The sequence below is a fragment of the Viridibacillus sp. d25.2 genome (genome assembly GCF_055456015.2).
Map to the genome: position 1 here is coordinate 1,522,209 of NZ_CM196652.1, position 22,022 is coordinate 1,544,230.

Annotated in this window: 25 protein-coding genes; 19 read left to right on the plus strand and 6 right to left on the minus strand. The window is 36.4% G+C overall.

Features of this window, described 5'->3' with window-relative positions:
- Window positions 1-6 precede the first annotated feature (6 nt).
- The 6 genes from rpoD to ACZLO7_RS07495 all read left to right on the plus strand — a co-directional run bounded on the left by rpoD (window position 7) and on the right by ACZLO7_RS07495 (window position 5,479).
- Entirely contained in the window at window positions 7-1,140 is a 1,134-nt protein-coding gene (gene rpoD, locus ACZLO7_RS07470) for an RNA polymerase sigma factor RpoD (RefSeq protein ID WP_038186973.1), read from the plus strand.
- A gap of 91 nt (window positions 1,141-1,231) precedes the next feature.
- Complete coding sequence (locus ACZLO7_RS07475) at window positions 1,232-1,795, plus strand: hypothetical protein (protein WP_464938657.1); 564 nt, start codon at window positions 1,232-1,234, stop codon at window positions 1,793-1,795.
- A 101-nt stretch (window positions 1,796-1,896) separates the two neighbouring features.
- Complete coding sequence (locus ACZLO7_RS07480) at window positions 1,897-3,036, plus strand: acyl-CoA dehydrogenase family protein (RefSeq protein ID WP_464938656.1); 1,140 nt, start codon at window positions 1,897-1,899, stop codon at window positions 3,034-3,036.
- 146 nt (window positions 3,037-3,182) lie between these two features.
- Window positions 3,183-3,554 (plus strand): cytochrome c550, encoded by a 372-nt coding sequence (cccA, locus tag ACZLO7_RS07485; protein WP_464938654.1) that lies wholly within the window; start codon window positions 3,183-3,185, stop codon window positions 3,552-3,554.
- A 108-nt stretch (window positions 3,555-3,662) separates the two neighbouring features.
- Complete coding sequence (locus ACZLO7_RS07490) at window positions 3,663-4,361, plus strand: tRNA (adenine(22)-N(1))-methyltransferase (RefSeq protein WP_464938653.1); 699 nt, start codon at window positions 3,663-3,665, stop codon at window positions 4,359-4,361.
- Entirely contained in the window at window positions 4,358-5,479 is a 1,122-nt protein-coding gene (locus tag ACZLO7_RS07495; RefSeq protein WP_464938652.1) for a Nif3-like dinuclear metal center hexameric protein, read from the plus strand. Before ACZLO7_RS07490 ends, ACZLO7_RS07495 begins: the two co-directional genes overlap by 4 nt.
- Window positions 5,480-5,722: 243 nt before the next feature.
- On the opposite strand, the gene ACZLO7_RS07500 is transcribed toward ACZLO7_RS07495, so the two are convergent.
- Window positions 5,723-6,703, minus strand: a complete 981-nt coding sequence (locus ACZLO7_RS07500) for a 4-hydroxy-3-methylbut-2-enyl diphosphate reductase (RefSeq protein WP_464938651.1) — start codon at window positions 6,701-6,703, stop codon at window positions 5,723-5,725.
- 83 nt (window positions 6,704-6,786) lie between these two features.
- Window positions 6,787-7,431 carry a hypothetical protein gene (locus ACZLO7_RS07505; protein WP_464938650.1) on the minus strand — a complete coding sequence of 215 codons (645 nt, stop codon included), beginning with the start codon at window positions 7,429-7,431 and terminating at the stop codon, window positions 6,787-6,789.
- A 176-nt stretch (window positions 7,432-7,607) separates the two neighbouring features.
- Here ACZLO7_RS07505 and ACZLO7_RS07510 point away from each other — a divergent pair, with 176 nt between their 5' ends.
- Both ACZLO7_RS07510 and ACZLO7_RS07515 read left to right on the plus strand, forming a co-directional pair.
- Window positions 7,608-8,906, plus strand: coding sequence for a DEAD/DEAH box helicase (locus ACZLO7_RS07510; RefSeq protein ID WP_464938649.1), 1,299 nt, complete (start codon window positions 7,608-7,610; stop codon window positions 8,904-8,906).
- Window positions 8,907-8,925: 19 nt separating this feature from the next.
- Window positions 8,926-9,816: a deoxyribonuclease IV gene (locus tag ACZLO7_RS07515; protein ID WP_464938648.1), complete on the plus strand. Its 891-nt coding sequence runs from the start codon at window positions 8,926-8,928 to the stop codon at window positions 9,814-9,816.
- A gap of 85 nt (window positions 9,817-9,901) precedes the next feature.
- On the opposite strand, the gene ACZLO7_RS07520 is transcribed toward ACZLO7_RS07515, so the two are convergent.
- The gene (locus ACZLO7_RS07520) at window positions 9,902-10,141 is read right to left on the minus strand and encodes a hypothetical protein (protein ID WP_053416357.1); all 240 of its coding nucleotides are present in this window, start codon (window positions 10,139-10,141) and stop codon (window positions 9,902-9,904) included.
- Window positions 10,142-10,244: 103 nt separating this feature from the next.
- On the opposite strand from ACZLO7_RS07520, the gene ACZLO7_RS07525 reads away from it, so the two are divergent.
- The 3 genes from ACZLO7_RS07525 to ACZLO7_RS07535 are packed head-to-tail and all read left to right on the plus strand — an operon-like array spanning window position 10,245 to window position 12,304.
- Window positions 10,245-11,018, plus strand: coding sequence for a metal ABC transporter ATP-binding protein (locus ACZLO7_RS07525; RefSeq protein ID WP_464938647.1), 774 nt, complete (start codon window positions 10,245-10,247; stop codon window positions 11,016-11,018).
- Complete coding sequence (locus ACZLO7_RS07530; RefSeq protein WP_427751569.1) at window positions 11,015-11,857, plus strand: metal ABC transporter permease; 843 nt, start codon at window positions 11,015-11,017, stop codon at window positions 11,855-11,857. Before ACZLO7_RS07525 ends, ACZLO7_RS07530 begins: the two co-directional genes overlap by 4 nt.
- A 21-nt stretch (window positions 11,858-11,878) precedes the next feature.
- On the plus strand, window positions 11,879-12,304 hold the full coding sequence (locus ACZLO7_RS07535; protein WP_464938646.1) for a Fur family transcriptional regulator: 426 nt from the start codon (window positions 11,879-11,881) through the stop codon (window positions 12,302-12,304).
- Between the two features lie 66 nt (window positions 12,305-12,370).
- Here the strand turns inward: ACZLO7_RS07535 and ACZLO7_RS07540 are convergent, their stop codons facing one another.
- Complete coding sequence (locus ACZLO7_RS07540; RefSeq protein ID WP_464938645.1) at window positions 12,371-12,631, minus strand: excalibur calcium-binding domain-containing protein; 261 nt, start codon at window positions 12,629-12,631, stop codon at window positions 12,371-12,373.
- A 471-nt stretch (window positions 12,632-13,102) separates the two neighbouring features.
- Here ACZLO7_RS07540 and ACZLO7_RS07545 point away from each other — a divergent pair, with 471 nt between their 5' ends.
- Window positions 13,103-14,005, plus strand: coding sequence for a TetR/AcrR family transcriptional regulator (locus tag ACZLO7_RS07545; protein ID WP_464938643.1), 903 nt, complete (start codon window positions 13,103-13,105; stop codon window positions 14,003-14,005).
- 36 nt (window positions 14,006-14,041) lie between these two features.
- Here ACZLO7_RS07545 and ACZLO7_RS07550 read toward each other — a convergent pair whose 3' ends face one another.
- Entirely contained in the window at window positions 14,042-14,248 is a 207-nt protein-coding gene (locus tag ACZLO7_RS07550; protein WP_464938642.1) for a DUF5316 family protein, read from the minus strand.
- A gap of 160 nt (window positions 14,249-14,408) precedes the next feature.
- Here ACZLO7_RS07550 and ACZLO7_RS07555 point away from each other — a divergent pair, with 160 nt between their 5' ends.
- Window positions 14,409-15,179, plus strand: a complete 771-nt coding sequence (locus ACZLO7_RS07555) for a sulfite exporter TauE/SafE family protein (RefSeq protein WP_464938640.1) — start codon at window positions 14,409-14,411, stop codon at window positions 15,177-15,179.
- Between the two features lie 44 nt (window positions 15,180-15,223).
- Here the strand turns inward: ACZLO7_RS07555 and ACZLO7_RS07560 are convergent, their stop codons facing one another.
- Entirely contained in the window at window positions 15,224-16,006 is a 783-nt protein-coding gene (locus tag ACZLO7_RS07560; protein ID WP_464938639.1) for a TrmB family transcriptional regulator, read from the minus strand.
- 481 nt (window positions 16,007-16,487) lie between these two features.
- Here ACZLO7_RS07560 and ACZLO7_RS07565 point away from each other — a divergent pair, with 481 nt between their 5' ends.
- The 6 genes from ACZLO7_RS07565 (at window position 16,488) to ACZLO7_RS07590 (ending at window position 22,021) form a co-directional block, all read left to right on the plus strand.
- Complete coding sequence (locus ACZLO7_RS07565; RefSeq protein WP_464938638.1) at window positions 16,488-17,723, plus strand: transglutaminase domain-containing protein; 1,236 nt, start codon at window positions 16,488-16,490, stop codon at window positions 17,721-17,723.
- A 385-nt stretch (window positions 17,724-18,108) separates the two neighbouring features.
- Window positions 18,109-18,720 carry a TerD family protein gene (locus tag ACZLO7_RS07570; RefSeq protein ID WP_464938637.1) on the plus strand — a complete coding sequence of 204 codons (612 nt, stop codon included), beginning with the start codon at window positions 18,109-18,111 and terminating at the stop codon, window positions 18,718-18,720.
- Window positions 18,721-18,752: 32 nt separating this feature from the next.
- The gene (locus tag ACZLO7_RS07575; RefSeq protein ID WP_464938636.1) at window positions 18,753-19,337 is read left to right on the plus strand and encodes a TerD family protein; all 585 of its coding nucleotides are present in this window, start codon (window positions 18,753-18,755) and stop codon (window positions 19,335-19,337) included.
- 35 nt (window positions 19,338-19,372) lie between these two features.
- Window positions 19,373-19,948 carry a TerD family protein gene (locus ACZLO7_RS07580; protein WP_464938635.1) on the plus strand — a complete coding sequence of 192 codons (576 nt, stop codon included), beginning with the start codon at window positions 19,373-19,375 and terminating at the stop codon, window positions 19,946-19,948.
- Between the two features lie 51 nt (window positions 19,949-19,999).
- Window positions 20,000-20,752, plus strand: a complete 753-nt coding sequence (locus tag ACZLO7_RS07585) for a MeeY/MeeF family manganese export membrane protein (RefSeq protein WP_464938634.1) — start codon at window positions 20,000-20,002, stop codon at window positions 20,750-20,752.
- A gap of 102 nt (window positions 20,753-20,854) precedes the next feature.
- The gene (locus ACZLO7_RS07590) at window positions 20,855-22,021 is read left to right on the plus strand and encodes an HpcH/HpaI aldolase/citrate lyase family protein (RefSeq protein ID WP_464938633.1); all 1,167 of its coding nucleotides are present in this window, start codon (window positions 20,855-20,857) and stop codon (window positions 22,019-22,021) included.
- Window position 22,022: the final 1 nt, after the last annotated feature.

The window sequence follows — 22,022 nt, forward strand, 5'->3', positions numbered from 1 at the left end:
ATACCTATGGCAGACAAGTCTAAAAATATTAAACCAGTGGTTGAACATGAACATACACTAGAAGAAGCAAAAAAACTTTTAGTAGATTCGGGTAAAAAGAATGGTGAATTAACTTACCTAGAAATTGCAGATAAACTACAATCCTACGAAATGGAAGCGGATCAGGTAGAAGAATTTATCGAGCAATTAGAATCTAAAGGTATTGAACTTGGTGGTAAAGACGGTGATGAGGAAAATCTTGATCGTCTATTAAAAGGTAGTGCAGCTGAAGAGACGTTTGACTTAAATGATTTAAGCGTACCTCCAGGTGTTAAAATCAATGACCCTGTAAGAATGTACCTAAAAGAAATTGGTCGCGTAGATTTATTAAGTGCTAAAGAAGAAATTGCACTTGCTGAACGCATAGAGCAAGGTGATGACGAAGCACGTAAGAGATTAGCTGAAGCCAACTTACGACTTGTAGTAAGTATCGCTAAACGTTATGTTGGTCGTGGTATGCTATTCCTTGATTTAATACAAGAAGGTAATATGGGTCTTATCAAAGCGGTTGAAAAATTTGACTATCGCAAAGGATTCAAATTTAGTACGTATGCAACTTGGTGGATTCGCCAAGCTATTACACGTGCAATTGCTGACCAAGCAAGAACAATCCGTATTCCAGTGCACATGGTAGAAACAATTAATAAACTAATTCGTGTACAACGACAACTTTTACAAGATTTAGGTCGTGAACCATCTCCTGAAGAAATCGGAGAAGAAATGGACTTAACTCCTGAAAAGGTTCGTGAAATCCTGAAAATCGCACAAGAACCAGTTTCACTTGAAACGCCAATCGGTGAAGAAGATGATTCACACTTAGGAGACTTTATCGAAGACTCAGAAGCGCAATCACCATCTGATCATGCAGCTTATGAATTACTAAAAGAACAATTAGAAGATGTACTTGATACATTAACTGATCGTGAAGAAAATGTATTACGTTTACGTTTTGGTTTAGACGACGGGCGTACTCGTACACTTGAAGAAGTAGGGAAAGTATTTGGCGTTACACGTGAACGTATTCGTCAAATCGAAGCGAAGGCACTAAGAAAATTGCGCCATCCTTCTAGAAGCAAACGTTTAAAAGACTTCTTAGAATAGTCCTTAAGGCACTCCTTTCCAGGGGTGTCTTTTTTATATAAATAGGGTAAAATTATGGATGAAATTGGTTTTTTAGTTGGGGGAATACTAGATGAAGAATCAACGAAAAGAAACAATCCTTAATGAAATCTTATTTTGGAAAGAAAATAACTTATTACCGGAACATTATTGCGATTTTTTATCCACCTTATATGCGGAAGGGGAAGAGTTAGCTTCTACTGAACTCAAAATTGGCTCCAAAAATGCTATTCTTTCAAAAGAGCGTTCTAACAAACTATTGGTAATGGGTTTATTAGGAGTAAGTACAATCTCCTTACTTGTTCTTTTATTTTTAATGAGCGCGAAATTTGTCATTTTACCTATTACTATTGTATCTATTGCAATCGTTAGTTTACTAGTTTACGTTTTTAAATTTGCATCACAAAAAGGTGTTTTATCCACATTCGCATTTGCCGCGGCAGCGCTATTATTACTCGGAACCTCAGTTAGAATTGTGGAAGTCTACTTACCAGATAGCCCACAAGCAATGCATATGGCGCTTATATCAAATTGTGTGTTATGGCTAATTTCAGGTAAATGGATGAAACTAATCTACTTTTTAATATCTGGAGCAGGTGGATTATTAATTATTTTTACATACATATTTTTCTTCTAATATTTTCATATTTTCTCGTTAAATGCGTTTTATTCTATGAATATACATTTTACTTCTGTATAATCTAATGTGTAAGCGTATTCACAAAGGGGAGTGATTGTATGAATTTTGATCTTACATCAGAACAGCAAATGATTCGCAAAACAATGAAGGAGTTTGCTGATGAAGTGGTAGCACCGGGAGCAATTGAACGCGATCGCACGAAAGTTTTTCCAAAGGAGATTTTCAAACAGCTTGCTGACATGGGGATGATGGGTTTGCCGTTTGAAGAAGAGTACGGAGGAGCAGGAGCAGACACAACGAGCTTTGCCATTGTGACTGAAGAATTGAGCCGAGCATGTGCCTCTACAGGTATTACATATTCCGCTCATATTTCACTAGGTGGAGCTCCACTGCACTTATTTGGTACAAAAGAGCAAAAGGAAAAATATTTAGCACCTATTTGCACAGGAGAATCATTAGGGGCATTCGGATTAACAGAACCAAATGCTGGATCTGATGCCGGAGGTACTGAAACACAAGCAAAAGAAGAAGGGCAAGATTTCGTTATAAATGGTAGCAAAGTGTATATTACTAACGCTAGCTATGCCAAACATTTAGCCTTAACTGCTATTACAGATATAAAAGATGGAAAAAAAGAAATTAGCGCCATTATTGTTCCGACAGATGCGGAGGGTTTTACCGTTTTAGATCGTTACGAAAAAATGGGCTTAAATGCATCAAATACAACAGAACTAATTCTTGAAAATGTACGTGTACCGCAAGAAAACTTACTTGGTAAAAAAGGTAATGGCTTCCGTCAATTCCTTGTCACACTAGACGGTGGACGAATTGGTATTGCAGCTATGGCAGTGGGAATCGCTCAGGCTGCTTTCGAGCGAGCGCTCAGTTACTCAAAAGAACGCAAGCAATTTGGTCAAACGTTATCTTCTTTCCAAGTGACACAATTTAAACTTGCAGATATGGCGATGAAAATAGAATTGGCTAGAAATATGGTATATAAGGCATCTTGGTTAAAAGACGAGGGTAAACCTTTTACAAAAGAGGCAGCTATGGCAAAGTTATATGCGTCGGAAGTAGCTATGGAAATTACTAATCAAGCGATTCAGATTCACGGTGGCTACGGCTACATGAAAGAATATGAAGTTGAGCGCTATATGAGGGATGCAAAACTGCTAGAAATTGGAGAAGGAACCTCTGAAGTACAAAGAATGGTAATAGCTCGTCAAATTGGATGTTAATGTGACGAATATGGCAATTTTGTCACATTCGGCCGAAAAACTACCCTTTAGGTCTTTTCGTTTTCAATAGAATGAAGTACAATATTAAGTGTTGACTGATTCTATTTAATTAGAAGTAAGACTGAACTTATGAGGAGGGTTATTTGATGAAAAAGAATCCGATTATTCCGTACATCTTAATTATGGCTTTTGGTATCGGTTTGATTTTCTTCATGTCTCTTGATGGAGCAGACAAAAAAGAAGAAATCGCAAAAGGCGATGAAACTAAAACTGAAGAATCTGCTAAAGGTGAAGAAGCAGCAGGTGAATTTGACCCTGAAGCATTCGCTGCAAGCAAATGTATCTCTTGCCACGGTGAAAACCTAGAAGGCAGTATGGGACCAAACCTACATGGTACTGGTTTATCAGCTGATGATGTTAAAGGTATTCTTCAAAACGGTAAAGGCGCTATGCCTGGTGGTTTAGTACCAGCAGAAAACCTTGATGCTATGGCTAAATATATCGCTGATTTGAAATAATTAAATCACTATATATGCAAGAGCCCTTATTCTCCTTAGAGGATAAGGGTTTTTCTATGCAAAAATGCATATTTTCGTTACAATACAACTTGAAAGGAGGCTTCTGCCATGAACGCACAAAAACTATCAAAACGTCTAGAAACCGTTGCAAAATTCGTTCCACAAGACGCTATAGTAGCTGATATTGGTAGTGACCATGCTTATTTACCATGCTACCTTGTACATAACAATATCGCCAAGAGCGCTATTGCAGGCGAAGTAGTAAAGGGCCCTTATGAATCAGCATGTCATGAAGTCCAAAAAGAACAACTAACAACTAAAATCACTGTAAGACTTGCAGACGGCCTCGCAGCCATCGAACCAGGGGACGGCGTTACAGCCATCACAATTGCTGGAATGGGTGGGCCACTAATCACGTCAATTTTAGAAAAACATCCCTTGGCACTAGAAGGTGTCGAGCGTCTAATTCTACAGCCAAATATACACGCAAAAGTCATTCGTGAATGGGCATTACAAAATAGTTGGAAAATTATCGATGAAGTTATCATTTTAGAGGACGAAAAAATTTATGAAATCCTTGTATTAGAACGAGGAGAAATGAATTTAAGCGAACTTGAAAAGCTATTAGGTCCAGTATTAATACAACAACACTCAGAAGTCTTCCATAGTAAATGGACAAGAGAAGTTGAACAATGGGGACATGTTCGCGAAGCCTTACAAAAAGCCGAGCAAACACCCGAAATCTTAGAGAAATCAGCTGAGTTAGCACATCTAATTGAAGCAGTTGGGGAGGTACTGAAGCGATGAAAAAAACCAATGGTCAAGAAATCATTCAGCTGTTCGAAAGTTGGTCTCCCAAAAAATTAGCTGCAATGGACAATGATCCAATCGGTCTTCACGTCGGTAACCTAAACAAACCTGTCACAAAAGTTCTAGTCACACTTGATGTCAATGATATGGTTGTGGATGAAGCAATTGCAGCTGGTTGTGAACTTATCATCGCTCATCACCCACCTATTTTCCGAAAGCTCTCAACACTCCGAACAGATACACCACAAGGAAAGCTATTCGAAAAATTAATTAAAAATGATATCGCAGTGTATGTTGCCCACACAAATTTGGATGTTGCTGAAGGCGGTGTAAACGATTTACTTGCTGAAGCGCTGGGCTTACAAAATTATGAGGTACTAGTACCAACATATAGTGAAGAAATGTTTAAGTTAGCAGTCTTTATACCAGTCGAACATGCAGATCAACTTCGAGAGACACTTGCTAAAGCTGGAGCAGGACAAATTGGAAACTACGACTCATGTAGCTACACAATGCAAGGAGAAGGACGTTTCCGAGCACTTTCAGGAGCAACACCTTTCACCGGTGAAGTAGGCGAATTACACATTGAACAAGAAATTAAAATTGAAGTCGTTGTCCCTAAATCAATCAAAAATAAAGTGCTTCGCGCAATGCTAAACAGCCATCCATATGAAGAACCGGCTTATGATGTTATTCCGCTAGAGACACCAGCAAAAGAAATGGGACTTGGTCGTATTGGTAAACTACCATCATCAATGACACTTAAACAATTTGCAGAGCATGTGAAAGTATCCTTACAAGTTCCTGCTGTACGCGTAGTAGGCGATCTTACATCAAGTGTTTCAAAAATTGCAGTACTTGGCGGAGATGGTAACAAATATATCCACTCAGCAAAACGTGCTGGAGCAGATGTATATGTAACTGGTGATATGTATTTCCATGTTGCACAAGACGCAGAAGCAATCGGGCTTCAAATTGTAGATCCAGGCCACCATGTTGAAAGCGTTATGAAGGTAGGCGTAGCCGATAAAATGCAAAACCTATGCCAACAACAAAAACTAGCTTGTGAATTTATCCCATCTAAAATCTCAACTGAACCATTCAAATTCGTTTGATTCTAGATAAAAAATGAAAAGTGACTTCTGCCAAAAGTAGTTTTGGTAGGAGTTTTTTTGTTGCGTCGGATTAAGAGAGGGTTGCAGAGAGAAAAGTCGCTTGAGTATCATTAAAGAGGCTGTGAGAAGCGCCAAAGCAACAAACCCTTGAAGTAGCCAAAATCCCCACAACAAACGCCAGACTACAGCACACAATAAAAAAGCCCCTGATGCAAACTTTCAACATCAAGGGACTCATCAAAATTATTTCGAAGTTGGATATGGAGCGATTTTAACAACCGGTTTCGGCGTTTTAATTTTGGGTAAGATTTTATCAAGTGTAACAGAGCGCTCTATATTGTGAGTCTCTGGATCCGCAGGGTCGAATTGGTCTAAGAATTTGATTACTTCTTTGACAATTGGTGTTGGTGTAGAGGCACCGGCTGTAACACCTACAGTATTAACTCCTTTCAACCACTCTAATTTCAATTCAGAAAGATCTGCGATACGATAAGATTTTGTATGCGCAATTTCTTCTGAAACTTGCGTTAGGCGGTTAGAGTTATTACTTTTTGGATCTCCAACTACTATTAATAAATCAGTTGCACCGGCTTGCTTAGCAACAGCTTCTTGGCGAACTTGAGTCGCAAGACAAATTTCTTTATGGACTTCGATATTTGGAAATTTTTCTTCCAAACGTTTCATTAAATGTGCAACATCCCATTGACTCATTGTCGTTTGGTTTGTTACAAGTAATTTTTCGCGATGTAATTGTAATTGATCAATATCTTCAATAGATTGCACTAAATGTACATGATCAGGAGCAACACCAATGGCACCTTCTGGCTCAGGGTGTCCTTTTTTCCCGATATAGATAATGTCATAGCCTTCTTGTGATTTTTCGGCTATTAAATCATGGGTTACAGTTACGTCAGGGCATGTAGCATCAATTGACACTAAGCCTTTTTGACGTGCAATTTCACGAATTTCAGGCGAAACACCGTGAGCTGTGAAAATGACTGTCCCTTTATCAACTTTGTCTAAAATGTCTTTGCGGTTTTCACCGTCAAGAGTAATAATTCCATCTTGTTCAAATGCGTCCGTTACATGTTTATTATGAACGATCATTCCGAGAATATAGATAGGCCTAGGTAATGTTTTGTCTAATGCAGCGTTACGTGCGATGACCATAGCATCAACAACACCATAGCAATATCCTCGTGGCGTAATTTTAGTTACTTGCATGATCCGAACTCCCTTCATTGCTCGTTAAATACCATTATAACGGACAGCCCGACTATATACAAAGAATCGGTCACTATTTTACTTTAAAATGGTGGTTGGAATATGCGAGGAGTGGAAGGTCTAGGTGTACTAGGGATGGAAGTACTTTGTTCTGGTGCAGAATTACTCCTTCCTAGATCACTTCCTTGAGAGCGTGATTCTTGGCGAGGGGTAGCTCCTTCTAAACTAGCCCCTTCCCCACCTGTTGAAGGAATTGATTTAAAACCTTTATATAATCTATAAAGTGCAGGCAAGTTTTGGAACATGGGCGAAATTTGTTTGAAAATAGGCGTGAACTGTTGCGCTGTAGACATAAACTTATCAGCAGTTGCCAAATATTGATCCATCCTTGCCAAACCACCAACTGCACCAGCAGCGTTTGCAACACCAGCAGCCCCAGGTCCAGCAGCAGCAGCGGCTCTACCTAGCATGCCAGCAGCCCCAGGTCCAGCAGCAGCAGCGGCTCTACCAAACATACCAGCAGCTCCAGGTCCAGCAGCGGCAGCGGCCCTACCAAACATACCAGCAGCTTCAGGACCAGCAGATGCAGCAGCTCTACCAAACATGCCAGCAGCACTAGGCCCAGCAGCGGCTCTACCAAACATACCGGCAGCACTAGGCCCGGCTGCAGCAGCACCTCCAGCTCGCGATAAACCTTGCGCAAATGGATAAAATGATGAATAGCGCATTAATGATCTCCTTTCTACTTGGTATTTGCACATTTTTATCAAGAATAGCCACTATTTTTAAAAAATAATGGTCGCCTTGAATTGACGTACGTTCTATTAATAGATATCATATGCAAATGGTCTACTAAATGTACGAATCATGTTACAATGAGGTAAGTAAGTTAGGAGGGACAATTATGTCCAAATATACAGATTACAATTTTCAACCTTTTTTGCAAGATGCAATTAAGAAATTAGGTTTCACAGAACCGACACCTATCCAAAAGGAAATAATTCCTTTGGTGTTAAAAGGGAAAAGTGCTATCGGTCAAGCACATACAGGTACAGGGAAAACACATAGTTTCCTTATTCCAATCGTAGAGCGAATCCGTGCAGATAAAGAGGAAGTGCAAGCGGTTATTGCTGCACCAACTCGCGAGCTTGCAACACAAATTTTTGCAGAGTTGCAAAAACTAATCGAAGAAACATCGATCCAAGCCAAATTGTTCATCGGGGGTACAGACAAACAACGCTCAATCGATAAACTAAAAACACAACCGCAAATTGTTGTCGGTACACCAGGACGAATCCGTGATTTAGTTGATGAAAAAGCTTTGTTAGTATATACGGCGCCAATGCTTGTGGTAGATGAAGCAGACCTTGCATTCGACATGGGCTTCATCGAGGATATCGATAAATTTGCTTCTCAAATGCCTGAAACTCTTGAAATGTTCGTTTTCTCAGCAACAGTTCCTGAGAAATTACAACCTTTCTTGAAAAAATATATGTCTTCACCAGTCCATATCAAAATGGATGATAAGCGACCAGTAGCGGAAAATTTAGATTTCTATTTAGTATCAACTCGTAGTAAATCAAAAAACAGTCGTTTACTTGAAGTGATGAAGACAATCAATCCGTATTTAGCTATTATATTCACTAACACGCGTTCACAAGCGAATTATGTTGCTGATTTCTTAGCAAATAACGGCGTCAAAGCTGGACGTATCCACGGAGACCTATCACCACGTGATCGTAAAAAAGTGATGAAACAAGTACGTGAATTGGAATTCCAATATATTGTTGCAACAGACCTTGCTGCACGTGGAATCGATATTCCAGGAGTCAGCCATGTTATTAACTACGAATTACCTTCGGATTTAGAGTTCTTCATTCACCGTGTAGGTCGTACAGCTCGTGCTGGTAACAAAGGAACGGCTATCACAATTTTCGAACCATCAGAAGAAGATGCAATCGTACGCGTTGAGAAAATGGGTATTCCATTCCAACCAAAGGACATTAAAAACGGCGAACTAATTGACATGAAAGAGCGTAATGCACGTCAAAACCGTGAGAAAAAAGAAAACGAAATTGACAAAAAAGCGAAAGCTCTTGTCCGTAAACCCAAGAAGGTTAAACCTGGCTATAAACGTAATATGAAATGGGAAATGGATAAAGTTAAAAAACGTGAGCGTCGTTTGAAAAACCGTCAGAAATAGTTAAGGAGGACCACAGACCATGCTTATTGGCTCACACGTATCTATGAGCGGCAAGAAAATGCTGCTAGCTTCAAGTGAAGAAGCAGCATCCTACGGGGCATCCACTTTCATGATCTATACTGGTGCTCCTCAAAACACACGCAGAAAACCAATTGAAGAGTTAAATATTGACGCAGGATTATTGCATATGCAGGAGCATGGACTTTCGAACATTGTTGTCCATGCACCGTATATTATTAACATTGCCAATACAACAAAACCTGAAGTATTTGCACTAGGCGTCGACTTCTTGCAAAAAGAGATTGAGCGAACAGCGGCAATAGGTGCAAAACAAATTGTTTTACATCCAGGTGCTCATGTTGGTGCAGGTACTGAGGTTGGTATTGCAAGAATCATTGAAGGACTTAACGAAGTACTATCACAAGATTATCCGGTACAAATCGCTCTTGAAACGATGGCTGGTAAAGGCTCTGAATGTGGTCGCACTTTTGAAGAACTTGCTCAGATTTTCGATGGTGTAAAAAATAACGAACGTCTTTCTGTATGCTTTGACACTTGTCACACACATGATGCAGGCTATGATATTATCAATGATTTTGATGGAGTTCTTGAAAACTTTGATAAAACGATTGGTATCGATCGTATCAAAGTGCTCCATATCAATGATAGTAAAAATGTTTGTGGTGCAGCGAAGGACCGTCACGAGAATATTGGCTTCGGTCATATTGGCTTTGAAGCCCTAAACCGTATTGTTCATCATGAAGCATTCCAAGATGTACCGAAAATTTTAGAAACACCATTTGTTGGTACAGATGCAAAAAATAAAAAAGCACCATACAAATATGAAATTGAAATGTTCCGTAACCAATCTTTTATGCCTGAGAAAATAGATGCATTAAAAGGGGAATAATTTTAAAAGTTTTAAATGATGAAGACTTCTCTCCTAAAAAGGTGAGAAGTCTTTTTTGTACTGTTATCATAATGTTGCAAGAATTTTAGCGGCCAAACTGTTTTAGTAAATCTGCTGTTTTCTGTTTGCCAATGGCTTTCTCAATATCTCGCATTACTTGATCTGGTATCCCCATTAGCACCCATTGAATGGAAAAGGACGATAATAGTGGGCGCAACTTTTGAATTTCTTTTTTCGATAATGGAATCTTGTAATTTTTTGCATAGAGGGCAAGCTCCTCATCCGATTTGCCTTGGAATTCCTGTATTAATGACATATAATCCATACTTTCACCCTTTCAAGTATTCGTTCTTTACAAAGTCCTATCTTTCACTTATACTAATTCTTTGTAAATCGTAATGATTCTGAATTAGAAAGAAGCGAAGAATATGGCGCAAGTGCCTTTAATCGAACTTAAAAATGTTTCATTCCAATATGACTATACTCAAGTGTTATCAAATATTTCTTTAAAAGTGGAGCAAGGCGATTTTCTCGCATTACTCGGACCAAATGGCTCGGGGAAATCAACAATGTTAAAACTAATCTTAGGGTTGATGAAAACAACTTCCGGTCAAATTGAATTATTTGGACAGCCAGCAAACACATTTAAAAAGCGTGAGTTGATTGGTTATGTTTCACAAAAATCAAACTCGTTTAACTCAGGGTTTCCAGCAACAGTAAAGGAAGTTGTTGCAAGTGGCTTAACAAAAAAGATTGGTCTTTTCAAGCGCCACTTAGCTGATCAAAATGATAAAGTGATGCAAGCATTACAAGACGTCGGAATGGATGGCTTTGCGAATCGGAATATCGGTGAGTTGTCAGGCGGGCAACAGCAACGTGTCTTTATAGCAAGAGCGCTTGTCGCAGAGCCGAAGTTATTAATCTTAGATGAGCCGACAGTCGGTATTGACCACGAAAATGTGCAGTCATTTTATGATATGCTCGCAAACTTAAATGAGCACCATAAAATGACAATGATTTTAGTAACACATGATGTCGATACCGTTTCAAATCATATAAGTCATGTTGCTTGTTTAAATCAAACAATTCATTTTCACGGCTTCAAAAACGATTATGATTCGTTATCTAATGATCAATTGAATGCTTGGTATGGTCACACAGTACGTAAAATTCACCATACTAAAGAGGAGAAGACGCAATGATTTCATCTATACTACATTATGAATTTTTACAAAACGCATTTTTATCTGGCATTATTATAGGAATCATTGCTCCGTTACTTGGTGTTTTTATCGTCGTAAGAAGATTATCGTTAATTGCGGATGCTCTAAGCCATGTAACCCTTGCAGGGATAGCTGGTAGTCTTTATCTAAGCCAAACGTTCACAGGTCTAGCATTACTTAATCCGCTTTATTTGGGGATTGTGGCATCTGTCAGTGGCTCTGTACTTATTGAACGATTACGTCGACTTTATAAGCATTATGAGGAGTTAGCAATTCCAATTATTATGTCTGGTGGGATTGGGATTAGTGCAATTTTCATCTCACTTGCAAAGGGCTTTAGCACTGATTTATTTAGTTATTTATTTGGTTCAGTATCAGCTGTTAGTAGACAGGATTTATTTATAGTTGTGGCAATAGCTTTGTTAGTGATAGCATTTATATATTTATTTTATAAAGAATTATTCGTTTTATCATTTGATGATGAATATGCAAAGGCGAGTGGTTTGCCTGCAAAATGGATTCACTTATTATTTATGATTGTGACAGCTCTAGTTATTGCTGCTAGTATGCGAATTGTTGGGATTTTACTAGTTTCATCATTAATGACGTTACCAGTAGCAGCAAGTATTCGTATTGCGAGAGGCTTTAAACAAGCTATATTATATGCAATTATTTTTGGGGAAATAGCTGTTATTGCAGGTCTTGTATCAGCCTTTTACTTAGACTTAGCACCTGGTGGAACAATCGTTGTAATCTCTATTTTGATTTTATTAATCGTTATTGTAGGCAAGAAGATTGCGATGAGCGTACGCGCTTAATTTACAAGGAGGAGTTTGGGTATGAATATTTCTAGAGCATTGGAAATTTTAAAAGAGAATGGCTATAAAAAAACGGACAAACGAGAGCAAATTTTAGATATGTTCGCGGCTACAGAAAAATACTTAACCGCACGTGACCTATTACTTGTTATGAAAAAAGATTACCCAGGTATGAGTTACGACACAATCTATCGTAATCTTGCTACTTTTGTACAGCTAGGAATACTTGAAGAAACCGAACTTTCCAGCGAGCGTCACTTCCGCATGCAATGTGAAACGGAACATCATCATCACCATTTCATTTGTATGGCGTGTGGCAATATTAAAGAAATTCATCTTTGCCCAATGGACCTCCTACAAGAGCAACTACCTTCATACGAAATTGATGATCACAAATTTGAAATCTATGGCAAGTGTCCAGATTGTAAAAAATATCAGCAATTATAAAGTAAAAGTAAATAAAAATAAGCATCTTCTACTATAGGAAGATGCTTGTTTTATTATGAGGAGGTTTTATCTTTCACAAGTAATGCCATCTTTATCACGGTCTTTCGACTTATTAGCCGCGTAAAGTTTGGCAGATACTGTAGGTTTATATTTAGTTTTACCGCCTTTGTTTTTTACTTTGTTATCTTTAGCAATGCCACCCTTGTAAGCTTTGTTAAGCTCTGTACAGTTTTTAAACGATTTAGCAGCAGCATCTGTTTCTAAAGGGGGAACAGATAATCCTAGTAGTAATGTTGATGCAAATGTTGTAAGAATGATTCTTTTCATTGTAATACCTCCATAGTGTATATATAACAGTACTTACCTTACCATATATTTCATTAGAAAAAACTATAAAATTGATGCCACTTGATAATAGTGAGCTAGGTGAAAATGTATGACAGAGTAAACGGGTGATTGATGATGAAAAAAGTAGGGTAATAAGATTGGTTACGGCTGATGTTACAATTATAGATACTATACAAAAACTAATAAGAGAATAAGGATGATAGTTAATGAGTTGTAATTGTGTTTTTGAGCGAGATGTCATGATGTAAAACTCGCCAGTCCCTTATTTGATTGATGAGTTTTTTTATTTTTAAATTTCCTAACAATCGATGTACCACATTATTCTGACAGAAAAATGGTAAATGTGTTTGCTGTTATCATTTAAATTGAAATTCTAAAAATTCCTAATTAAGTCATTGTGGTAAGATGTACATAAGAGTATAAACAGCCATTGTTCAAAGGGGTATTTAGATGAATAAACGAAAAAAGCAAGTTATTGAAAAAACTCATGAGTTATTTATAGATAAGGGTTATCATTCTACATCGATACAAGATATTCTTAATCACTGTGGTATTTCTAAAGGATCATTTTATAATTACTTTCCTTCTAAGGCTGATCTTTTTAAATCCGTCTTTAAATTAATGTTAGATGAGCTAAAAGAGAAAAGAGATAAATTAATGATTGGAAAAGATATCTCTGATGTTAATGTGTTTATAGAACAAGTGAGTTTAATGATTAGGGAAAATCGAAAAAATAAATTACATCAGCTATTAAATGATGTGATTGTTTCAAATGATCCTGATCTAATTAAATTCATTAAAAATTTCAAATTTATGTTTTTACAGTGGGTACATGGTCGGTTTTTGAATATACTTCCAAATGATAAACAACCTTATTCATTTGACTGTGCTATTATGTTCAATGGTATTATGCAAAGTTTTCTTCAAACGACGAAAATTTTACATGAAAGTATTTCAGATAAGGAGATAGCTAAGTATTGTATGGATCGTATTATGAATATTTTAGATGATATAAGTAGAAAAGGGGATCGAATTTTCACGCCGGAACAAGTAAATAAACTTTTCCCACAGGTTAATAACGATGATTTCTTTGATAATGAATTATCCTTTACAACTCTTGCTTTAAGAAGGGAAATTGAAAAAGTATTTGTTAATGAGAACTCAAAAAGAGATACTTATTTAAATCTTCTTTCTTTTATTCAACAAGAATTGTTGAATAAGGAAGAACCAAGAGCATTTCTTATAGAAAGTGCTTTTTCTACTTTAAATAATTGTGCTGAATTGAATTCAACATCATATTTTAAAAATTATTATAAAATGTTAAGTAAAATGGATTACAACGTGATTATCTAAACAAATAAGGTAGTAAAAGCAATTGCTTTTACTACCTTATTTAATGCCAAAATACCAAAGTACCCAAACGATTATTAAACAAATTACGCCAACTGCTAAACTATATGTACTTATTCTCATCCTTATATCACGATCTTCTGATGTAATATTTTGAACTGATCTTCGGTCAGTTTGCCATGCCCCTATTAGAAGTCCTGCAACGAGAAGGGCTATAACTCCGATAGTGAAAATGATATTGATCATTGAATTATTCCTCTCTATAAATTAGTATACGAAACATATTGAAGAATAGTTATATAATTTAGAAAATGCACATTTTTTCTATTTACAATGCAACAAACTATAGTTACTATTAAAGTAGTAACGTTATTTGCTGTATTAGAAAGTTAGGGAGATGGTTTGCATGATGGATTTAGACTTATATACACTTTTATTGTTAATTGCATTTGGATTTTTAGCAGCATTTATTGATTCAGTCGTTGGAGGGGGCGGTTTGATTTCAATTCCTGCATTAATGTTTACTGGTTTATCACCTTCTACTGCGATTGCGACGAATAAGCTAGCAGGGTCAATGGGGTCCCTTACAAGTACTATTTCATTTTTTCGCTCCGGAAAAATCGATTTTAAAATAGTCGGTAAATACTTCCCACTCGTGTTCTTTGGTTCGATGTTCGGTGCATGGTTTGTACATTTTATATCACCAGAAGTGCTGAAGCCGCTTGTGTTAATACTTTTAATTGCTGTGGCAACATATACAATCTTCAAAAAAAATTGGGGTCAAAAGTCCACTTATGCGAAATTAGATAAAAAGAAAGCGCTGATTTTTACAGCGGTAATGACAATTATCGGATTCTACGATGGCTTTTTAGGACCCGGGACCGGTTCGTTTTTTATCTTCGCATTTTTAATGATTGGGTTTGATTTTTTACAAGCCGCAGGAAGTGCGAAGTTTTTGAATTTTGCTAGTAATATTGCTGCGCTCATAATGTTCTTATTTCTCGGAGCTGTTAATTTCTCATATGGGATACCAATGGGGCTTGCAATGATTGTAGGTGCTATTGTAGGTTCGAGATTTGCAATCAAAAAGGGAGCACGTTATGTGCGATTGTTATTTATTTTTGTCACGGTTATTCTAATCCTTAAAAACGTACTTGATTATTTACATATTTTATAAAAAAAATCACCTTCGCAAGATAAAATGCGAAGGTGATTTTCAGTTTATATTGAAAAAAATTTCTCTCTTTCAGTTGCAATCCATTTTTCTACTGTATCATTTTGTTTTTTGACTAAACGATTGACAAGAATATCGTGCCAGATATAGTTTTCTAATAAATAAATATGGATTGGATCGTCGGTATAAAAAGCGGTTTCTCTTTCCAAGATGGAGGGACCATAAATCATTTCTTTCCCATCAATAGATAAGATAAACCACTTTTGATGACCAATATTCTCTGTATAAGTAGTTGTGCGATGATGATCTAAACCAAGTAATGGTTGTTCAATTTCAAAGACGATGCCTTTTAAAGCACAGGTTTTGGAGGTTGACTGTAAATCTACAAGTAATTCTTCATACATATCTCCCCAAAATGAAATCACCACTTTTTTCTCAGCCTTTTTCAGCAGAGTGCGACAGAAGGAGAGAATATGTTCGGCACCTTTTAATGTTGCTACGCGATTATCGGGTGTCAGTTCAGTTTTTTCAAGCTCCTTTAACGACTCGCTAATGGATTCAAAATTAGTGCGCCAATTTGACTGCATTGATTCTAAAAAAACATCTACAGGGAGCGGAGAATATTGCGCAGCTTCATTAATTTCTTCTTTCAAGACAAGCCCTTGTTTTTCAAGTCCGTTTAATATTTCGTATATGCGTGCACGTGGTATACCTGAGTCCTTGCTTACTTGATAAGCACTGGCAGAGCCAAGTCGCACTAATGCCAAATATGCTTTGGCTTCATATTGGTTAAAGCCAAGCGATTGCATTTTTTGTATTATGTCTTGCACAAAACCACCTCAGTACATTCTTCATTCTGTTATTATCATATCAAATAGCTTGAAGACTTGCTTGTACTAACTTGAAAAGGAGTAATTATAATGGGAAGGAGTACATAAAGTAACAATTTCGTGCCAATTCAAATACTCGTTTTCTATAGCTTGCATTCAAATGAAATAATAAGACTTCTAAATTCAGTTTATCTTGTCGACCAAGCTTAAGTGGTATCCAAAAATAAATTTGCCATTTCTTAAAGTGAACTTGAAATAATAAAGAATGTAGGTAAATTTATTTCGAGTTTAAAATAAAAAACTACAAACGAAGAATCAAAATAGTCTGTTTAGAGTTCTTTTTTGGGAATACTTAGGACTCTAAAACGTATAATAGGAAAGGGGACTTTCTGTACTGTCCTTCTTTTTATTTATCTAATAAAAAATTTGAATATGGTGTATATTGAATGTAGACTGATGATGTAGAGGATGTGATAATGACGTGAGAAAGGTAAATTGGTACCTATCGATTTTCAGTTTAATATTGATATTGGCTTTATCAAGTAGTAGGGACGGGATTTTGGAAGTATCAGCTGCAAAAGATGCCGTCACTGTTTCCTCTGTTAAAGGTCTTAAATCAGCTGTATCTAAGGCTATGCACAATTATGAAGGAAAGTTAATAATCTCTTATAAGGGAGATATTACACCAAAGATGGAGCAAATAAATGGAGTTGTGGAAAAACTTTTAGCTGCAGATGATTATCTCTCAGGTAGTTTTAAAGAGAGTAAAATTCATTATCAATACAATTCAAGTTCAGCTATTATAAACTATACGTTTTCATATCATACGTCCAAGAGTCAAGAACAGTATGTAGATGCACAAGTAAAGCGTTTCATAAAAGAAGAGATATCTGAAAAGATGAGTGATTTTGACAAAGTAAAAGCGATTAATAATTATATCGTATTAAATACAAAGTACGGATCGGATACTAAAGCAAGCGCTCACTCGGCTTATGCTGTTTTTAAAGAAGGAGAAGCAGTTTGTCAAGGCTATACACTAGCAGCCTATAAATTATATCAAGCAGCAGGAATTGATGTGAGATATGTTATAGGGTATGTCGATCAAGTAGCTCATTCATGGAATTTAGTAAAGGTAGATGGTAAGTGGTATCATGTCGATTCTACCTTTAATGACCCTACACCAGATCGTGAAGGTATAGTAAGTAGCAAATATTTCTTGTTATCTGATTCAGTATTGGCTGAAGATCATAGATGGGTGACAAAAGATTATAAAGCAGCGTCAGATTCATCGTATAATTTTATTAGAGATACCGAAGACTTTGTGAAATCTGGAGACCAGGTTTACTATACAAAGGCAAACGGTAGTAGAGGTATTTATACGCGAGATACAACGACAAGTAATGAGAAGGAAATATCAAATACAAATGCAAAGTACTTAGTGAAAGCTGGAGACTGGTTGTATTTTAGTAATAAAGATAAGAATGGTTATTTAACTAGAATTCATATGGATGGTTCAAAAAAAATGAAGATTAATGAACAAGAGTCGAGTGATTTAAGAGTTTATGATCATACACTCTACTATACAGGTGATGGAAAAGAGCAAATGCTTAATTTGGAGGGAATTGTAGAAGAGGCTCAGAAAAAGGATTCTGGTAATTTATTTTCGTATATTGAACAGTTTTTCTTGCAACTATTTCCTGGGAAATTGCATGAATAAATAGAAATTATGAATAAAATAATAAAAAAAGGGAGATTTCTTAATCGACAATAGATTAAGAAATTTCCCTTTTTATTTGTCTAAGATTTGAAAAATAAAATGAAACCATTTAATGTTATAATCGTATATAGTATTAAGCCGTATAAGCTAGTTGCTACACGAAGTAATTCTTACATAAAAAGGTGGAAATGCAGCAGAAGCAATAGACCAATAATGAATCTATTATTGGGTATATAATATAATTTGATTCAAAGAGAATGTTACTAATAACCTTAACATTTGTTATATACTTACAATGATGAAGTGTTTAGGTTCAATGATGATTTTCTTTTCAAATTAATTTTGAAATATGTGCGGATTTTTTAATAATAAGGAGTGAATGACTATGGGCATTAATTTACAAAAAGGTCAAAGAGTCGATTTAACAAAGGGTAAAGCAGATTTAAATCGTGTAATGGTTGGATTAGGATGGGACCCTGTTAGCCAAGGGAAAAGTGGAGGTCTTCTAGGCGGACTATTTGGTGGTGGAGGAAGCAGTAGTAATATTGACTGTGACGCCTCTGTATTAATGTTAAAAGATGGTCATTTAAAAGATGGTAAAGATGTCGTATATTTCGGTAAATTAAAAAGTAAATGTGAATCTGTTCAGCACTCTGGAGATAACTTAACGGGTGATGGAGACGGCGATGATGAAGTCATTTCTATCGATTTAAAAGCTGTACCAGCAGATTATGACAAGCTTGTGTTTGTTGTTAATATTTATGATTGTGTCAAGCGTAAACAACATTTCGGTTTGATACAAAATGCATATATTCGTGTGTTTGAGCCCAATACTGGAAATGAATTAATTCGTTATAACTTATCTGAAAACTATGCTGATTTAACAACGTTGGTAGCGGGTGAAATTTACCGTCATAACGGCGAATGGAAATTTGGTGCCATTGGTGATGGTACAACAGATGCTAAATTAGGCGAAGTTTGTAATAGATTTCAATAAAATAGCACATTAATATTTAGGAGGAATTTCAAATGGCTTCAATTTCATTGCAAAAAGGACAAAAAGTAGATTTAACAAAATCAAACCCTGGATTAACTAATCTAATAGTTGGATTAGGTTGGGATACAAACAAATATGATGGTGGCGGAGATTTTGACTTAGATTCTTCGGTATTCTTATTAGGTGCAAACGGCAAAGTGACTGCTCCAGAAGATTTTGTCTTCTATAATAATACAAAAGGTGCTGGCGGTGCTGTTGAGCATTCTGGTGATAACTTAACAGGTGCTGGAGATGGAGATGACGAGACATCAAAAGTATCACTGAACCAAATTCCAGCATCTATTGAACGTGTTGCGTTTACAGTAACAATTCACGATGCAGAAGCGCGTCGTCAAAACTTCGGTATGGTTTCAAATGCATTTATTCGTGTAGTGAATGCTAATACAAATGAAGAAATCGTACGTTATGATTTAGGTGAAGATTTCAGTATTGAAACAGCAGTTGTTGTTGGTGAAATCTATCGTCACGGAGCAGAGTGGAAATTCAATGCGATTGGTGCTGGATACCAAGGTGGATTAGCTGCACTTTGTAATGATTACGGCTTAGATGTGAACTAATTTTCTATTATTAACTTTAGAAAGGGTGTCTGTATATGGCAATTCAGCTTAGTAAAGGACAACGAATCGATTTAACAAAAAATGATCCTAGTTTAAAAAATATCGGAATCGGTTTAGGTTGGGATGTAAAACAGTTTGATGGCGGTCAAGATTTTGATTTAGATGCATCTGTATTTTTATTAGATGCATCGGGGAAATGCCGTAACGAACAAGATTTTATCTTCTACAACAACCTAGTTAGTGCAGATCAATCTATTACACATACAGGTGATAACCGTACGGGTGCAGGTGACGGAGACGATGAGAAAATTCTTGTGGATTTAAGCAAAATCTCTCCGCAAATCGAAAAAGTTGTAGTAACTGTTACGATTCATGAAGCCGATACTCGTCGCCAAAACTTTGGACAAGTGTCAAATGCATATGTCCGTTTATTAAATGAAGATTCGCAAAGTGAAGTACTACGATATGATTTAGGTGAAGACTTCAGCATTGAGACAGCAGTTGTATTCTGTGAATTATACCGTCACAATAATGATTGGAAGTTTGCTGCGGTAGGTTCAGGTTACCAAGGTGGCTTAGGAGCTTTAGTAAACGCATATGGACTTCAATAAGATTTAGTAGTAATCATACAATTTAATATGTATTTAACGGAGGAAAGTCACTTGGAAATACTAAACGAAATATTTGGTACATACGCTCAATTCTTCAATTGGGAAATGTGGGGAGAGGTATTAAAAAGCCCTGAAGCTTGGGGTTTAATCGGCTCTCTTGTTGTAATGGAGGGACTTTTATCTGCAGATAATGCACTTGTATTAGCTGTATTAGTAAAACACTTACCACCAGAACAAAGAAAAAAAGCACTTCTTTACGGAATGTTCGGTGCTTACATTTTCCGATTTATATTTATAGGAATTGGTGTTTACCTTGTCAAATTCTCACTTGTTAAAGTTCTAGGTGCCGCTTATTTAGGCTGGATTGTCTATTCTCACTTCAAGAATAAGGGGGGAGAAGATGACGAAGCAAAAGAGTTTAAAAAAGGATCCTGGACTGTACGTGTATTTGGCTTATTCTGGGCAACAGTTATTTCTGTAGAATTAATGGATATTGCTTTTTCCGTTGACTCTATTTTAGCTGCTTTTGCAATTTCTGACCAAGTATGGGTCCTATTATTAGGTGGAATTCTTGGAATTATTATGATGAGAACAATTGCAGGTGTATTCCTTACATTAATCGAAAGAGTTCCAGAGATGGAGACGACAGCCTTTATATTAATCGCTATTATTGCGATTAAAATGTTTGCAGGTGTATTCGGTTTCCACATGGAGAATACAACTTTCTTCCTTATCTTAATTGTTGCTTTCTTAGGTACATTCATTGTACATTTCAGAAATAAGAAAAACCTTGAAAATATGTAACACCAAGCATGAAGGCGTTCTATTAGTCGACTAAATTTAGACTCATAGAATGCCTTTTTCTATGAACTTGTAATGCCATTTTAAAGCTTTGGAGAGAACAATATGAGACATTTTGAAAATATGTTAGATACAATTTTCTATAAAGCACCAGAACATTTTACGAAATGGGATAATCCACAAGAATTAGCCTATTCATTAGGTGCAACCTTATATATGCCCGGCACCTTGCCGAAGTTAGATGAAGTAATTCAAAATCGTAAATACAATGATCTAACTTCTCTAGTAATAGATTTAGAGGACGCAGTTGGTGATCATGATGTTGATAAAGCTGAAAAGTTAGTTGTAAAGGCAATGGACAGACTTTATGAAAAGTATGTACAAGATGCCTCAGTAATAGAAAATATCCCACTTGTATTTATTCGTGTTAGAGATCCTGAGCAATTACATCGTTTAATGCAAGCAATGGGCCGTAAGCAAGTGGTGCTAACGGGATATGTATTTCCGAAATTTACTGCCGAAGTAGGACATGAATTTTTTTCTTTATTAACAAAAGCGAAACAACAATTTAATCTAACAATCTATGGTATGCCAATTTTAGAAACACCAGATATTATATACAAAGAGCTACGCTTAGAAAAACTTTTGGCAATAAAACATTTACTAGATCAGTATCGTGAACTTGTTTTAAATGTCCGTATTGGCGCAACTGATTTCTGTGGTATATATGGTATTCGTCGCAGTGCAGATTCGACGATCTATGATGTTTCTATAATAAGAGATTGTATGGCTGACATCATCAATGTGTTTAAAAGACAACCGAATGCCTATGTAATTTCAGGCCCTGTATGGGAATACTTTAGTCACGAGCGTGTGTTAAAACCAACGTTAAGACAAACCCCGTTTATCAAAAATGGAGCCGTTAATGAACGTCAGGCAATTCTAGATAAATATATAGATGGTTTAGTAAAAGAGGTATTGTTAGATAAACAAAATGGCATAGTAGGAAAGACGATTATCCATCCCTCACATATTCGTTATGTCCATGCGCTTTATGCTGTGACGCATGAAGAGTATATGGATGCACTTAGTATCAAGCAGCATAATGACGGTTCTAAAGGTGTTTTGAAGAGTCAATATGCAAATAAGATGAACGAGATGAAACCACATAGCTTTTGGGCAGAACAAATTCTTATGCGAGCAAAATTTTTTGGTGTTTTAAATGAATCAGCTGATTTTGCAACGTTTTTATTAAGTATGGATGGTGAATGAA